The sequence below is a fragment of the bacterium genome (assembly GCA_026708055.1).
In the GTDB taxonomy this organism is placed as follows: Bacteria; Actinomycetota; Acidimicrobiia; order Acidimicrobiales; family CATQHL01; genus VXNF01.
On record JAPOVS010000040.1, the window covers coordinates 99,561 to 114,010 of the forward strand.

Below are 14,450 nucleotides of genomic sequence, written 5' to 3' on the forward strand. Positions count from 1 at the left end.
GCCGGATCCCGAGGAGCCACCGACTCGACGTGACCGCCGTCAACACCGACACGCCCGATCCCGGCGCCGCTCCCGCCGGTGTGATGGACGGCTTCCACCCCGCTGTCCGGGCCTGGTTCTGCGGGCGCTTCCCCGGCGGCCCGACGGCGGCTCAGGTGGGCGCCTGGCCGGCCATCCGTGCCGGCGCCGACACGCTGGTGAGCGCACCGACCGGCTCAGGCAAGACTCTGGCGGCGTTCCTCGTGGCCATCGACGCCCTTTGGCAAGCGCACGAGCGGGGCGAGCCGGTCGCCGGGCAGGCCCAGGTGGTCTATGTCTCGCCCCTGAAGGCCCTGGCCACCGACATCGCCGAGAACCTCACGGGACCGCTCGCTGAGATCGAACGGATCGGCCGGGACATGGGCTTCGAGCCCCCGCCGCTGCGCGTCGCCGTCCGCTCCGGCGACACCACGCAGTCGGCCCGGGCCGCGATGCTGCGCAATCCGCCCAACTTCGTCATCACCACCCCGGAGTCGCTGTACCTGCTGCTGACCGCCGAACGCAGCCGGGAGATGCTGCGCACCGCCCGCTGGGTGATCGTCGACGAGATCCACGCGGTGGCCCGCGACAAGCGCGGCTCGCACCTGGCGCTGAGCCTGGAGCGGCTGGCGCACGTGTGCGAGCAGCGGCCCCTGCGGATCGGGCTGTCGGCCACGCAGCGCCCCATCAGCGTCATCCAGCGGCTGCTCCTGGGCGCCGGCACCCCCGAATCCCCGGCCGGCCGCCCCGCGCCGGCGGTGATCGACGTCGGCCACCGCAGGCACCTGGACCTCGCCCTCGAAATGCCGCCCAGCGATTTGGAGGCCGTGGCGCCCGCCACACAGACCGCCGAGATCCTCGACCGCATCGCCGAGCTGATCACCGAGCACCGGACGACGCTGATATTCGTCAACACCCGCCGGGAGGCCGAACGCATCGCCCACCTGCTGGCCGAGCGGCTGGGCGACAGCGCGGTGGCCTCACATCACGGCTCGCTGTCGAAGGAGCGGCGCCTGCGAATCGAGACCCGGCTCCGTGCCGGTGACCTGCGGGCTCTGGTGGCGACCGCCTCGCTGGAACTGGGCATCGACATCGGTCCCGTGGATCTGGCCTGCCAGATCGGTAGCCCGCGCAGCATGGCCACGTTCCTCCAGCGGGTGGGGCGCTCGGGCCACTCGGTCGGGGCGGTACCGAAGGGCCGCCTGTTCCCCACCACCCGCGACCAACTGGTGGAGTGCGCCGCTCTGCTGGCGGGGGTGCGAGCCGGTCGCCTGGACGCCGTGACGCCACCGGAGGCGCCTCTCGACGTGCTGGCGCAGCAAATCACCGCCGAGTGTGCGGCGGAGCGCTGGAAGGTCGATGACCTGTTCGGGCTGGTGTGCCGGGCCGCGCCGTACGCGGACCTGTCCCGGGAGGACTTCGACGAGACGCTGCGGTTCACCAACACCGGCGTGGTGACGGGACGGGGACGGCGCGGCGACTACGTGCACGTCGACTCGGTGGCGGGCGAGGCGGCGGGACGCCGCGGTGCCCGTCTGGCCGCGCTGACCTCGGGCGGGGCGATCCCCGACGTGGCCGACTACCGCGTGCTGCTGGACCCCGACGACACGTTCCTCGGCACGGTCGACGAGGACTGGGCCATCGAGTCGATGGCCGGAGACGTGTTCCTGCTGGGCTCGCACAGCTGGCGGATCCGGCGCGTCGAGTCGGGCGTGGTCCGTGTGGTCGACGCCGAGGGGGCGCCCCCCACGGTGCCGTTCTGGCTGGGCGAGGCGCCGTCGCGGACCACCGAGTTGAGCACCGAGGTGAGCGATCTGCGGGCCCTGGTGGAGGGGTTCCTGGACGCCGGCGACCCCGACGGCGCCCGCACTGCGATTGCCGAGCGGTGCGGCCTCGGTGACGTCGCCGCCGAGGCCGTCGTGTCGTACCTGGCTGCGGCGCGGGCCTCCCTGGGATCCCTCCCCACGCAGAGCAGGCTCATCATCGAACGCTTCTTCGACGAGGCCGGGGGCATGCAGCTCGTGATCCACAGCCCCCACGGCGGGCGACTGAACCGGGGACTGGGGCTGGCACTGCGCAAGCGCTTCTGCCGCACCTTCGACTTCGAGCTGCAGGCCGCGGCGAACGACGACGCCGTGGTGCTGTCGCTCGGCCCCCAGCACAGCTTCCCCCTCAGCGACGTGCCGCGGATGCTGGATCCCGGGACCGTCACCGACGTTCTCACGCAGGCCATCATCGTCTCGCCGCTGTTCGGGGTCCGCTGGCGCTGGAACCTGAACCGGGCGCTGACCGTGCTGCGCTTCAAGGGCGGCAAGCGCAACCCGCCGCCGATCCAGCGGATGGAGGCCGACGACGTGATGGCCGCCACCTTCCCGGGCCTGGCCGCCTGCCAGGACAACAATCCCGGTCCGGTCCCGATCCCCGACCACCTGCTGGTGCGCCAGACGCTGCACGACGCCCTGCACGAGGCCACCGACATCGACGGGCTCGTGGCACTCCTGGAGGCACTGCGCGCCGGGGACGTGGCCATCGAGTTCCGCGACACTCCCGAGCCGTCACCCCTGTCGCACGAGATCCTGGGTGGCCGGCCCTTTACGTTCCTCGACGAGGCGCCGTTGGAGGAGCGGCGCACGCGGGCTGTGCGCCTGCCACGCGGCCTTCCGGTCGACCTGAGCGAGATCGGCGCCCTGCATCCGGACGCCATCGCCCGCACCTGCGCCGAGGTGGCGCCGGAGGTGCGCGACCCCGACGAGTTGCACGACCTGCTGTCGCAGATGGTGCTCTGCCGGCCGCGCTCCGACTGGGCGGACCTCTACGCACAGTTGGCGGAAGCCGGACGGGCGGTCACCGCCGGCGGCTTCTGGTGCACGACCGAGTTGCAGCCGGCCGTGCGCGCCCTGCTGGGCGAGGACACGCCGGGGGACGACGCTGATGACGAACCCACCGACATCGGCGACCCCGCGGATGTGACCATCGAGGCGATACGCGGCCACCTCGAGGTCATGGGACCGGTGACCGTCGCCGAGTTGGCGGCAGCCACGTCGCTGGGCCGCGGGACCACCGAGATCGCCCTGGCGGCGTTGCAGGCGGAGGGCTTCGCCCTCTCGGGCCGGTTCCGCCCCTCCGAGGCGACGGCGGCTGACGGCGACGAACTCGAGTGGTGCAGCCGCCGCCTGCTGGCGCGGATCCACGTCTACTCGCAGCGCCGGCGGCGCCGGGACATCCAGCCGGTCACCGCGCAGGACTTCATGCGCTTCCTGTTCCGCTGGCAGCACGTGGCGCCCGGCACGCAGGTCCGGGGCCGCGCCGGGCTCACAGCCGTCATCGAGCAGTTGCAGGGCTTCGAGGCCGCGGCCGGCACCTGGGAGCGGCAACTCCTCGCACGTCGCATCGACGGCTACCTGCCCGTCTGGCTCGACGACCTCTGCCTGTCCGGCGAGCTGGCCTGGGGGCGCCTGGGACTGCGCCGCGGCGACGAGGGACGCCCCGGCGCCGCCACCTCACGCGCCACCCCGGTCACGCTCGGGCTGCGCGGCGACTTCGACTGGCTGACGGCGGCGGCCCGCGGCACCGAGGTGCCCACGGCGCCCGCAGCGGGCGCGCTGGCGGAGATCGTCGAGTCCCTCGAACGCCACGGCCCCCGGTTCGCCAACGAACTGACAGCCGACTGCGGGCGGCTGTTGACCGACATCGAGTCGGGACTGACCGATGGCGTGGCCCGCGGCCTGCTCACCGCCGACAGCTTCGGCGCGCTCCGCTCCCTGCTCGGCGGACCGCGCCGAGGTTCCCCCGGCGCCCGCCTCCAGCCGCGGCGAGGGCTGCGACGCGGGGCGCAGGGCCTCGCCGGGCCCGTGGGTCGCTGGTCGCTGCTCGCCGCTCCCGAGGACCGCTTCGATCCCGACGAGCTGGCCGAGGCGACCGCCGAGCAGCTCCTGGCGCGCTGGGGGGTGGTATTCCGCGACCTCCGGGCGATGGAGACGCTGGCGGTGCCCTGGCGGGAAGTGCTCTGGGCGCTGCGCCGTCTCGAGGCGCGCGGCGTCGTCCGCGGGGGACGCTTCGTCACCGGGTTCACGGGTGAGCAGTTCGCGCTGCCGGCCGCCGTCGACGAGCTCCGCCGGGTGCGGCGCAGCGAGCGGAACGGCGAGCGCCTGGAGATCCCGGCGACCGATCCGCTGAACCTCACCGGCATCGTCACGCCCGGCCCGCGGGTGGCGGCGATCGCAAGCCGCACGGTCACCTACATCGATGGGCTCCCCGACCGCGCCGCGGGCATCCCGCCAGCCTCCGACACGCACCGCGGGCAGGGCACCCACATCGGCGCGAAGGAACCGGGACCACCGGCCGTCGCGTCGCGGCCGTGAGCGACGGCGAACGGCACGGGGCGGGCGGGTCACGCCGGTCCATCGCAAGCTCGCAGCCGCTCGCCCACGCCATCGAGCCGGAGACGGGGTCGCGGGGACGAGGATCGGAGCGATGAGCGGGGTACCGGTCACGATCGGCATCGACGTCGGAACCACGGCGACCAAGGCCCTCGCCGTCGACGAGGACGGAACGATCATGGCCCGGACTCGCCGTCCCCACGAATTGCGCGCCCCGGTGCCGGGACTGCTCGAAGTTGACGCCGCGGCCGCCTGGCGCCTCGGGCCCTTGCAGGCGTGGAGGGACGTCGGGGACTGCGGAGACCCCCAGGCCGCCTGCGTGGCCGCCATGCTGCCGTCACTCACGGCGGTGGACGATCGGGGCGTGCCATTCGGTCCCGGCCTCCTGTACGGCGACGCCCGCGGCGGGGCGATCGCCGGCCTGCCACCCGTGGGCAACGAGGAGTGGCTGGGATTCCTGCGTCACCTGGCCGGGCTGTGTCCCGGCGCGGCGGGGTTCTGGCCGGCGCAGACCGTCGCCAACCACGCGCTGGCCGGCGTGGCGGCCCTGGACACCGCCACCGCTATGGCGGCGGTGCCGCTTCTCGCCAGCGCGGGCTGGGAAGAGGCGCTGTGCAACGAGATCGGCGTACGACCCGAGCAACTCCCGCGACTCGTGGCCGGATGGGAACCGGCGGGTGACGTGGACGGCGTCCCGCTCGGCGCCGGCATCCCCGACGGCCTCGCCGAATTGGCCACTGCCGGGGCCGCCGACGCGGGCGACGTCATCGTCACGCTCGGCAGCACGCTGCTGTGCTGGATCGTCCTCGACGGCTGGCAGGAGGTCGACGGACTCTGGACCATCCCGCACGTGGTACCCGATCGCTGCCTGGTCGGTGGCCCCAGCAACGCCGGGGGGCTGTTCTGGGACCGTGTGCGCGCGGTGCTCGGAGATCCGCCCGCCGGTGAGGGTTTCGACGCCTTGCTGGCGGACCTGGATCCCGGCGACCTGCCCCTGTGGTTGCCGTCGATCCACCCCGAGCGCACGCCTGTGGCCGGCGGTGCCCGCACGGCGTCACTGCTGGGCCTCGAGGCCACGCACCGGCGCGCACACCTCTACCGGGCGGCGCTCGAGACCGCCGGGTTCGTCGTGCGCCGCCACCTCGATGTCGCCGGGGTCGCTCCCCGGCGCATCGTGGCGACCGGCGGTGGCACGGTCGTCAGGCCATTGACGCAGGCTCTGGCCGACTGCACCGGCCGTCCGGTCCACGTCGGCGCCGTCCCCGAGAGCGCCGCCCTCGGCGCCGCCTTCGCCGCCCGGCTGGTGGCCGGTCTGGAGACCGACCTCGCCGGCGGCGCGCGCTGGGCCGCCACGGCGCGCACCGTCGAGCCTGATTCCCGCTGGGTCGCCCCGGCCGAGGCGCGCTACCAGCGGTTCGTGACCCTGGCGGAACAGGCCTGACGGACCCTCAGCCGTCCGTCGCCGGCTCGTCACAACTCGGTGAGGTCGGCGCTCTCGAGGTCGACGGCGATGGACCCTCAGCCGTCCGTCGCCAGCCTCGTCGCAACCCCGCCGACATCTATCTCGTCGCCGGGCGAGAGCGGGACCATGGGACCGAGCGAGCCGGTCATGACGCACTCCCCCGCCGCCAGCGGCGTGCCGCGGTCGCACATCGCGTCGGCCAGCCAGACCAGGGCGTGCAACGGGTGGCCACCGAGCGCCGCCCACTCAGGCCCCTCATCGGGCCAGGCCCGCTTCCCGTTCAGCCGCAGATTCATGCGCACCTCGCCTTTCCGGATTCTGAGGTCCGAGAGCGACATCGGCGTGCTGCCGACCACGTAGAACCCGCTGCAGGCGTTGTCGGCGACCATGTCCACGACGGTCAGGTCCCAGTCGGCGATGCGGCTGTCGACGATCTCGATCGCCGGCAGGACATAGGCGATCGCACTGATGATGTCGACGACGGTGTGAGTGCCCTTGTCGAGGTCGTCGCCGAGCACGACGGCGATCTCGGCCTCGGCGCGCGGCTGCATGAGGGTCCCCGCGGCGACATCGATCCCGTCCGCGACGCACCGGTCGGCGAAGAGGACGCCGCTCACAGGCTGACCGAAGCCGAGCTGCTGCTGCACCGCCTCGGAGGTGAGTCCGATCTTGCGGCCGGTGATCCGGCGACCCTCGGAGACGGCCAGATCCGTGTTCACCTGCTGAACGGCGTAGGCGGCGCTCACGTCGGAGTCGCTGCCGAGCAGGTGACGCACGGGCTCGCACTGCCGCCCCGACTCGGCCGCCTCACGAAGCCGCCGCGCGGCCACGGCGATCGACGATTGCAGCATCCCCGCCCCTTCCTGGTCGACGAACCCGTCACAAAGTAGCTGAGCGCGCGCCTCGCATTGCATCGTCCCCAGGTCCGAGCGATACACGGAGTTCCTGCGCGCCGGTGCGGATGTCGTTACCGGCGCCGGAGTGCCGCAATTGCCAGCAGCCGGCTGCGCGCTTCTAGTCTGCGGTGATGGCGACCTCCGTGATGATCACCGGCAGCGGGATACCGATGCCGTCGCCCGGCCGCGCCGGAGCGGGCGCGCTGGTGCGCCACGACGACACGCTCGTCCAGGTCGACGCGGGCCCGGCGACGCTGTTTCGCCTCACCGAGGCCGGCGTGGACATCACGCGGCTGGCGGCGATGGCCATCACCCACCACCACAGCGACCACCTCATGGGGATCCCCGAGTTGGTGCTCACCCGCTGGATCCGCAACGGGGTGCGCCCCTGTGAGGCCCTGCCGATCCACTGCCCCGCCGGCCCCGCCGTCGGCTACCTGGAGTCGCTGCTGGACAACCTGGAGCCGGACATCGCCGCGCGCATCGCCCTCGCCGGGTTCCCGGACCGGCCAGAACCCGCCGTCCGGCCCTTCGAACCGGGGCCCGCACCGGCTGCGGTGGCGACCGTCGGCGAGGTGCTCATCGAGTCGGTGCTCGTGGATCACGGCGAGATCCACCCCGCCGTCGCCTACCGGTTCACGACGCCCGACGGCGTGGTGGTGGTCTCCGGCGACACGCGTGCCTGCGACGCCGTCGAGAGCCTGGCCGACGGCGCCGACATCCTGGTGCACGAGGTCCTGAGCAGCCGGCGCCTCCTCGAAGAGGGGCTCTCACAACGCCGTGTCGAGCGGCTCGCCGGCTATCACGCGGAGGCGCCGACGGTGGGCGCACTGGCGCGGCGTGCCGGTGTGGCGCAACTCGTGCTCACCCACCTCATGCCGGCGCCACGGGGCGACGACGACGCGGCCGCGCTGGTCGCGGATGTCCGCTCGGGCGGGTTCGAGGGCGACATCGCCGCGGCATCCGACCTGTACACCGCCGCCGTATGACGCCGCTGGCGGCGCTCGGCCCGGCACGCCGTCGCTAGCTGCGACAACCTCTCAGGTTGTCGCAGCTAGTCGTCGCCGGTCTCCGTGGCCACCACCGCGGTGATGATCTCGGCTTCGTGGTACTGGCGGTGGTTCACCGATGTGGCGTAGTGGTGGAGCAGCCGGAGCGAGACGTCGCGCTCGATCTCCAGTTCGGACATGTCGGACTCGGGCCCGGAGAGGAGCGCGATCCGATCCTCGAGGTTCTCCGCCTCGGTGGGACCGCTGGCGAACTCCAACTCCACCGCCGAGCCGCGGGCGGTGGCGGTGACGCGCAGGCGCCGGTAGTCCTCGTCGCCGGTGCCGGCGATCCGCTCGGTCAGGACCAGGAGCGCCTCCTCAGCGACGGCGTCGAGCCGTGCCTCGGTTGCTTCGTTCCATGACCTCCGTGCGGCGAAGTCGCGCATGAACTCCCTGATCACGCCGAGACTGGTCACGCTCAGCTTCGTCTCCAGATGACGGCGGTACTCCGCCGCGTTGAACGCCAGCGCCAGGACGACGAGAAGCAGGCTCCCGGCCAGCAGTCCGTGCCGCGTCACGGCCTCCCAGAAGGCGTTGTCGCCGAAGTCCACGAAACCGATCTCGATGATCAACCCGGCCAGGACGGGAAGACCTATCAGGATGATGTTCCGCACCTGCTCGAAGGACTGCCTCTGCGACTTGGCGATGCGGTAGACCAGTGGAGCCAGGATGAACGCGAAGTAGACGACCACGAGCGCGCGCGGCATGGCGATGACGGCCGTCCACACCTTCGGCAGCATGGCCATGACCAGGAACGGCACGGCGACCACGGCTCCCACGCGGCGGGAGGCGCATTTCGTCTGGGAGATGAACCGGATGCCCATGGGCGCGGCGCTGACGGGTATCGAACCCGCCAACCCGGAGGCGATGGTTCCCAGCCCGAGCCGGGTGTTGGCGCGTTGAACCTCCCGGAAGTCGATCGACAGCAGCCGGCGCCACGACACGAGCTGCGTGATGATCGACGCGCCGTGGGTCCGGATGAGCACGACCAGGCCCAGGATCAGGAAGGACGGGAGGAGCGTGAAGAACGTGGCGCCGAAGGGGCCCTCGTCGCCCTGGGGGCCGAACAACCCCCAGCCGCCCTCGGGGAGTCCGAACCAGGCGGCCTCCCGCACCCTGTCGAAGTCGTAGAGCCCGAAACCGATCGCCACGACGAGTCCCGCCACCATGCCGATCGGCGCGGCCCAGAGCTTCAGGGCATCGCGACCCTTTGCGTTCACACCGATCATGACCACCAGGGCGATGACCATGCAGAGGAGAATGCCGAGGCGCCCGCTCCGCGCCTGCCCCGCGCCGACGGTGCTCGCGAGCACCGGGATCAACGACATGACCGAGAGCACGACCAGCGTGCTGCTCACGGTTGGGGTGATGAGCCTTCGCAGCAGCGACAGGCGCATGCCGACCACGACCTGGAACAGCCCGGTCACGAGAACCAATGCGGCGAGCGTGGCCGTCCCCCCGCCGCGCAGCGCCAGGATGCAGAACGGCACGCTGATCGGGTCGACGGCGGCGACGTAGAGGTTCTCGGTCCTGAGCCGCCCGAAGCCGACGGTCGTGACCAGCATCAGCAGGCTGCACACCACGAGGGAGGCCAGCACGACACGGGATTCGAGCGCGCTGCGCCCGCCGGCCACCGTCACCACCAGCAGCGGCAGCAGAATCATCCGGGGCACCAGCATCAGCGCCAGTTGCGTCGCGGTCGCCAGCGCCCGCCGCGCCGGCGGTGTCTCGTGCGGCTCGTACCTGCCGTCGGGAGAGGGCACGCGCTGAGCCATAGCCGAAAACTAGACGCCCGGAATCCTGCGACGGGCCGCCGAGCGGCACTCGACTGGCACCCCAAGGCGCCTCAGGGCCGGCGGCCGACCCCCCGGAGCCATCGACCGGCGTGCACCCGAAGTGCTCCGATCATGCCGTCATCCCGACACCTGTCACAGCCGAAGGACTTTCAGCGCTATCGACGTCAGCGCCGGTCACGGGCACGGCGGTCATGGGCGTCGCCCTCCCCTCCTGCGCGTTGCCAGGTGTCGGGGTCAGATTCGTTCGAACGTGGCCCTGTCGAGTCCGAGATCTCGCAGGATGACTCTGATAGTGCCGGCTCGCAGGTCTCTACCACCCCAGTTCGGGATGGTCGTGCGACCGCCTGTGGCGGGGTTGCGCCAGACCTCGTGGGAGCCTCGCGCCTGGCGGTCGAACTCGCACCCGAGCCGCCGGAGTTTCCCCGTCAGTTCCCGGTGGGTCACACCGCAATCACGAGTTCGCCGGCGCTCACGATGCCTCCGGGGAGTTCGTCCCCGTGGTGCTTGTAGGAGGCGACGAACTCCGATGCCACCCCGTCGAGGTTGTGCAGGGCCTCCTCGGGTGTGGCGCCCCACGCCCGGCATCCCGGCAGCACCGGCACCTCCGCCAAGAACATGTTCTCGGTGTCGGTACACGGCCCCCGCAGCGTGTACGGCAGCCTGTATTGCTCCGGCATCTCACGTCCCGTCGGCATCGGCGGTCGTCACGGCAACGATACCGGTCGTTCACACGAGGCACTCCTCGAACGCCGTCTCAGGCTCTCTACTCATGCTGTTCTGCCTTGCGTGACGAAGCGCTGTCGGCTCGGCGGACGCGGCCCACGTAGTCCGGGCTGGTGCCGGAGCGCGCGGCGATGGCGGCGGGGGTGTCAGACAGGCGGGATGTTCGATCCGTCGGGGCTGGTGCCGGGTGCTCAGGTGCGGTTGCCGGGTGACGGGGAGGCAGTGACGCTCGTCCAGGTCCGGGAGGGGCCGTTCTGGGAGTTCGTGTTCCGCGATGGGCTCGGCGCTCTGGACGAGGCGACCCTGATCGAGGACGAGATTCCCGGAATCGAGATCGTCTCGTCCTCCAGCACGCCGTTCTTCGACGGTGACCCGCGCTCCTTCCGTCTCGGTGTGGAGGCGTTGCGGATCGAGAACGCGTTTCGCCATGACATGCCCGGGTTGGCGGTGTCGCGGATGTCGGGCGGCGGATCGGGTCCTGATCGTGGTGCCTGCGAATCTGCGCCCTCAGTGGCAGCGCGAGTTGGCGGAGCGCTTCGACATCCACTGTCTGCAGTTCGACGCATCGACGTTCGAAGTGAGCCCGACGCAGAACCCCTGGGATCTGCACGACTGTGTGATCGTGTCGCGAGACTGGCTGAAGCGCGAGGACGTGCTCGGTGCGTTCGAGGCGGCTGACAAGCGGTGGGATCTGGCGATTCTCGATGAGGCCCACGGCTACACGCTGCAGGTCGATGCCGCAGGCCGGGTCAGCAAGCGCAGCGAGCGCTACCGGGCGGCGGAGTCGGTGGCGGAGCGGGCGCACCGGCTGATCTGTCTGACGGCCACGCCGCATTCGGGTCGCAACTCGTCGCTGTGGGGTCTGCTGCGCCTCGTGGACCGGGATGCCTACGGCGACGTGTGCCCGACCGGGCGGATCGACTTGAGTCCGCAGCACTATCGCAAGGTGCCCAAGGAGCGGATGGTCGACATGGCGGGCAACAACCTGTTCAAGCCTCGTCATCCCCACACGGTGGGCTACGAGTTGGCGGGCGCCGAGTTGGACCTGTATGAGGCGGTCACCCGGTTCGTGTCGACCGAGCTGGCCCGGATCCGCCGCGACGGGGCGACGGGCGCCGCCGGGTTCGCGCTCACGGTGATGCAGCGCCGCCTGGCGTCGTCGGTACGGGCGATCAAGCGGACCTTGGAGCGCCGGATCGCCCGACTCGAACAGGCACTGGAGGATCCCGCGGCGTACCTGAAGAGCCGACGCGACTTCGCTTCGCTGATCAATCCCGACGATCCCGAGGCGGGCGCCGACCTCGCCGAGGAGGACCGGTGGGGACTGGAGGAGCGAGCACTCGACGAGTGGCTCCCCACCACGGTGGCCGAGTTGCGGGCCGAACTCGACGTGGTGCGCCCGCTGAGACGATCCTCAACAACCGCGGCGGATCCAACCGCGTCAACAAGAACGCCGTCGTCATCATCGCTGCTGACGGGGCGGGCATAACTCGTGCCCGCCAAACGGCGCGCACCGTTGCCGCCATGCAGGACATCACCCGTGACGAAGCGCGGCTCAAGCGCTTCAACAAGGAGCAGCGGGAGCAGCTGACCGACCGGCGAACCCGCAGACCCACCAAGCCCCGACACCAGAACCGTCGTCGTCACCGCCACCCGCATCCCCGCCGACAAGGTCCGCGACGTCGTAAAGGTCGCAGTCACTCCCCTTGTCGCAACCGGGGCCGACGTCACCGTCACCCTCGAAATCAACGCCGCGCACGCCGAAGGCATCCCCCAGGACAGACTCGACCTCGTCGTCAAGGAAGGCCTACGCCAACTCGGCATCGACCATGAAGTCAAGCAGTAGCCGCACAGAAATGACAACGATTGACCGCGGCTCAAACGAGGAGTTGCCGGTACCGCGAATCTGATAGCATAATGAAAGCATGGTGAACGTACTGATACGGGACCTGCCGGAGGAGACGCATGCCGAGTTGCGCCGCCGGGCCGAGCGCGAGGGCAAGTCGCTCCAGCAGTACCTCGTCGGTGAGTTGAAGCGGCTTGTGGAGCACCCCACGATCGACGATGTCCTCGATTGGGTGGAGACCCGCTCCGGAGGCCGTGTGGGCGCGAGGCAGGCGGTAGCGGACTTGGCCGAGGACCGGCAGCGGCGTTGATCGTCGTCGACGCCTCCGTGCTGGCCAATGCGGTGGGTGACGACGGCGGCGACGGCAGCGATGCCCGGCGCGAACTGCGCCGCGCCCGCGACGCCGCCGTTCCCTTCCTGGCAGATATCGAGGTCGTCTCCGTGCTCCGGAAGCGCTGGCTTGCCGGTGATCTCACTGACGAGCGCTTCGCGGACGCTGTCGAGGCCCTCGTCAACCTGAGCGTCGCACGACATTCCATGGTCCCACTGCTGCACAGGATCTATGAACTGCGGGCCAACGTGACACCATACGACGCTGCCTACGTCGCGCTAGCAGAATCGCTCGACTGCCCGCTCCTGACCAATGACAGGCGTCTTGCCGGCGCATCCGGCCCGCAGTGCGAGATCCGCGTTGTGACGCCCTGAACAGCCTCAGGGCCGGCGGCCGATGGGGTGCATCGACCCCCGGTGGAAGTTCTTCATGCCCGCCACGCGCAGCACCATCTCGGCGATGCGCCAGCGGGCGGCGGTGCGCCGGACCCGGCAGTGGTACTGCCCCCACATGTCACCGTCGGGCGCGCCGCTGCGATAGCTGGTCCAGGAGTAGACGTAGGCCGTGACCGCGGCCTCGCCCGCCCCGTCGGGGCTGATCCGGACGTTGGAGATGTGATGGGAGCAGCCGCTGAAGATCTCCCGCTGCCCGCGAGCGACGGCCTCGACGATCTCCCGGCGCCCCACGATGGTGGGGAACTCCGGCCCGTAGTCGAGCGAGGCGTCCTCACAGAACACGTCGCCCACCTCCTCGGGCTCGTTGCGGTCGAGGTGCCAGGCGTAGGCGTACAGCAGGTCGGCGATCGCGGCGCGGTCGTCGGCACCGAGGGGCGCCCCGGGATCGCCACCGGCAGGAATCTCTGTCACGGAGCCGAAGCTTAGGCCGAGAGCCGGAAGCCGGACCGGTGGGCGCAGGCCATAATGCAGCCATGCGATTCGGATTCTGGCTCGACACCTCCAATTCCTTCGAACACATGCAGCACGTCTGCGGGGTCGCCGAGGCGGCCGGTTGGGACGGCATCTGGGCTCCCGACCACTTCATGCCGCCGCCCGAGGGGTACCCCATGAAGACCGGATATCCCGACGGCCAACCCGAGTTGGCCGATGTGAACGAGTCCTGGGTGCTGCTCGCCGCTCTGGCCGCCACCGTGCCCCGGGTCCGTCTGGGGCATCTGGTGTCGGGCAACACTTACCGCCACCCCGCGGTCACGGCCAAGATGGCCGCCACCATCGACGGGATATCCGGCGGGCGCTTCGTGTTGGGCCTCGGCGCCGCCTGGCAGGAGAACGAGCACCGCCGCTACGGCATTCGCTACGGCACCGTGGGCGAGCGGTCGGACCGTTTCGAAGAGGCCTGCGAGATCATCAAGGGCATGATCACCAACAAGCGGACCGACTTCGCCGGCCGCTACTACCAACTCGACGGTGCGCCGCTGGCGCCCAAGCCGGTGGGAAGGCTCCCGCTCATGATCGGCGGTGCCGGGGAGCAGCGAACGATCCCCACGACGGCCCGTTTCGCCGACGAGTGGAATACCTGGGGCGGCCCCGAGCGGCTGATCCAGAAGATGGCCGTGCTGGACCGCGCCTGTGAGGCGATCGGCCGCGACCCGGCCGCTGTGCAACGCTCGGCCGCCCTGCTGGTGGACGTGCGCGGCGCTCCCGCCGACGGCGCCGAGCGCGTTGCGGGGCTCGCCAGGCCACATCCCCACGTGATCGGGACCACCGAGCAGATCACCGAGACGTTCGCGGAGTACCAGGCCGCCGGCGTCGACGAGGTCATCATCCCCGACTTCAACTGGACCGCGGAGGAGACCCCCGACCGCCTGCAGCAAATCGCGACCGAAGTCATCCCCAACTTCCGCTGACCCTCATCCATCGCCGAAGAGCGAAGGGGCCCAGTCCGCGGGGCGCGCAACCGCCGGTAGTACCGTGCCCTCCGGTGGTGTGAACC

The 14,450-nt window shown here is 70.9% G+C and carries 12 protein-coding genes; 7 read left to right on the plus strand and 5 right to left on the minus strand.

The window, feature by feature from the left end:
• The first annotated feature begins 29 nt into the window (after nucleotides 1–29).
• Together OXG55_08450 and OXG55_08455 are read left to right on the plus strand one after the other, a co-directional pair.
• Nucleotides 30–4,379, plus strand: coding sequence for a DEAD/DEAH box helicase (locus OXG55_08450; GenBank protein ID MCY4103273.1), 4,350 nt, complete (start codon nucleotides 30–32; stop codon nucleotides 4,377–4,379).
• A gap of 112 nt (nucleotides 4,380–4,491) precedes the next feature.
• Entirely contained in the window at nucleotides 4,492–5,838 is a 1,347-nt protein-coding gene (locus OXG55_08455; GenBank protein MCY4103274.1) for an FGGY-family carbohydrate kinase, read from the plus strand.
• Between the two features lie 77 nt (nucleotides 5,839–5,915).
• Here the strand turns inward: OXG55_08455 and OXG55_08460 are convergent, their stop codons facing one another.
• Nucleotides 5,916–6,710, minus strand: a complete 795-nt coding sequence (locus OXG55_08460; protein ID MCY4103275.1) for a fumarylacetoacetate hydrolase family protein — start codon at nucleotides 6,708–6,710, stop codon at nucleotides 5,916–5,918.
• Nucleotides 6,711–6,886: 176 nt separating this feature from the next.
• Here OXG55_08460 and OXG55_08465 point away from each other — a divergent pair, with 176 nt between their 5' ends.
• Nucleotides 6,887–7,744 carry an MBL fold metallo-hydrolase gene (locus OXG55_08465; protein ID MCY4103276.1) on the plus strand — a complete coding sequence of 286 codons (858 nt, stop codon included), beginning with the start codon at nucleotides 6,887–6,889 and terminating at the stop codon, nucleotides 7,742–7,744.
• A 65-nt stretch (nucleotides 7,745–7,809) separates the two neighbouring features.
• Here OXG55_08465 and OXG55_08470 read toward each other — a convergent pair whose 3' ends face one another.
• The 3 genes from OXG55_08470 to OXG55_08480 all read right to left on the minus strand — a co-directional run bounded on the left by OXG55_08470 (nucleotide 7,810) and on the right by OXG55_08480 (nucleotide 10,277).
• Nucleotides 7,810–9,579 carry a hypothetical protein gene (locus OXG55_08470; protein ID MCY4103277.1) on the minus strand — a complete coding sequence of 590 codons (1,770 nt, stop codon included), beginning with the start codon at nucleotides 9,577–9,579 and terminating at the stop codon, nucleotides 7,810–7,812.
• A 255-nt stretch (nucleotides 9,580–9,834) separates the two neighbouring features.
• A complete protein-coding gene (locus OXG55_08475) occupies nucleotides 9,835–10,044 on the minus strand; it encodes a type II toxin-antitoxin system HicA family toxin (protein ID MCY4103278.1) in 210 nt (69 codons plus the stop codon).
• Nucleotides 10,041–10,277, minus strand: a complete 237-nt coding sequence (locus tag OXG55_08480) for a type II toxin-antitoxin system HicB family antitoxin (protein ID MCY4103279.1) — start codon at nucleotides 10,275–10,277, stop codon at nucleotides 10,041–10,043. Before OXG55_08480 ends, OXG55_08475 begins: the two co-directional genes overlap by 4 nt.
• A gap of 473 nt (nucleotides 10,278–10,750) precedes the next feature.
• Here OXG55_08480 and OXG55_08485 point away from each other — a divergent pair, with 473 nt between their 5' ends.
• From OXG55_08485 to OXG55_08495, 3 genes are all read left to right on the plus strand, one after another.
• On the plus strand, nucleotides 10,751–11,812 hold the full coding sequence (locus OXG55_08485) for an SNF2-related protein (protein MCY4103280.1): 1,062 nt from the start codon (nucleotides 10,751–10,753) through the stop codon (nucleotides 11,810–11,812).
• 436 nt (nucleotides 11,813–12,248) lie between these two features.
• A complete protein-coding gene (locus OXG55_08490; protein ID MCY4103281.1) occupies nucleotides 12,249–12,479 on the plus strand; it encodes a hypothetical protein in 231 nt (76 codons plus the stop codon).
• Nucleotides 12,476–12,874 carry a type II toxin-antitoxin system VapC family toxin gene (locus OXG55_08495; GenBank protein MCY4103282.1) on the plus strand — a complete coding sequence of 133 codons (399 nt, stop codon included), beginning with the start codon at nucleotides 12,476–12,478 and terminating at the stop codon, nucleotides 12,872–12,874. The genes OXG55_08490 and OXG55_08495 overlap by 4 nt, the downstream gene beginning before the upstream one ends.
• A gap of 6 nt (nucleotides 12,875–12,880) precedes the next feature.
• Here OXG55_08495 and OXG55_08500 read toward each other — a convergent pair whose 3' ends face one another.
• Nucleotides 12,881–13,366 (minus strand): nuclear transport factor 2 family protein, encoded by a 486-nt coding sequence (locus tag OXG55_08500; GenBank protein ID MCY4103283.1) that lies wholly within the window; start codon nucleotides 13,364–13,366, stop codon nucleotides 12,881–12,883.
• Between the two features lie 62 nt (nucleotides 13,367–13,428).
• Between OXG55_08500 and OXG55_08505 the strand changes: the two genes are divergently transcribed.
• Nucleotides 13,429–14,364 carry a TIGR03560 family F420-dependent LLM class oxidoreductase gene (locus tag OXG55_08505; protein ID MCY4103284.1) on the plus strand — a complete coding sequence of 312 codons (936 nt, stop codon included), beginning with the start codon at nucleotides 13,429–13,431 and terminating at the stop codon, nucleotides 14,362–14,364.
• Nucleotides 14,365–14,450: the final 86 nt, after the last annotated feature.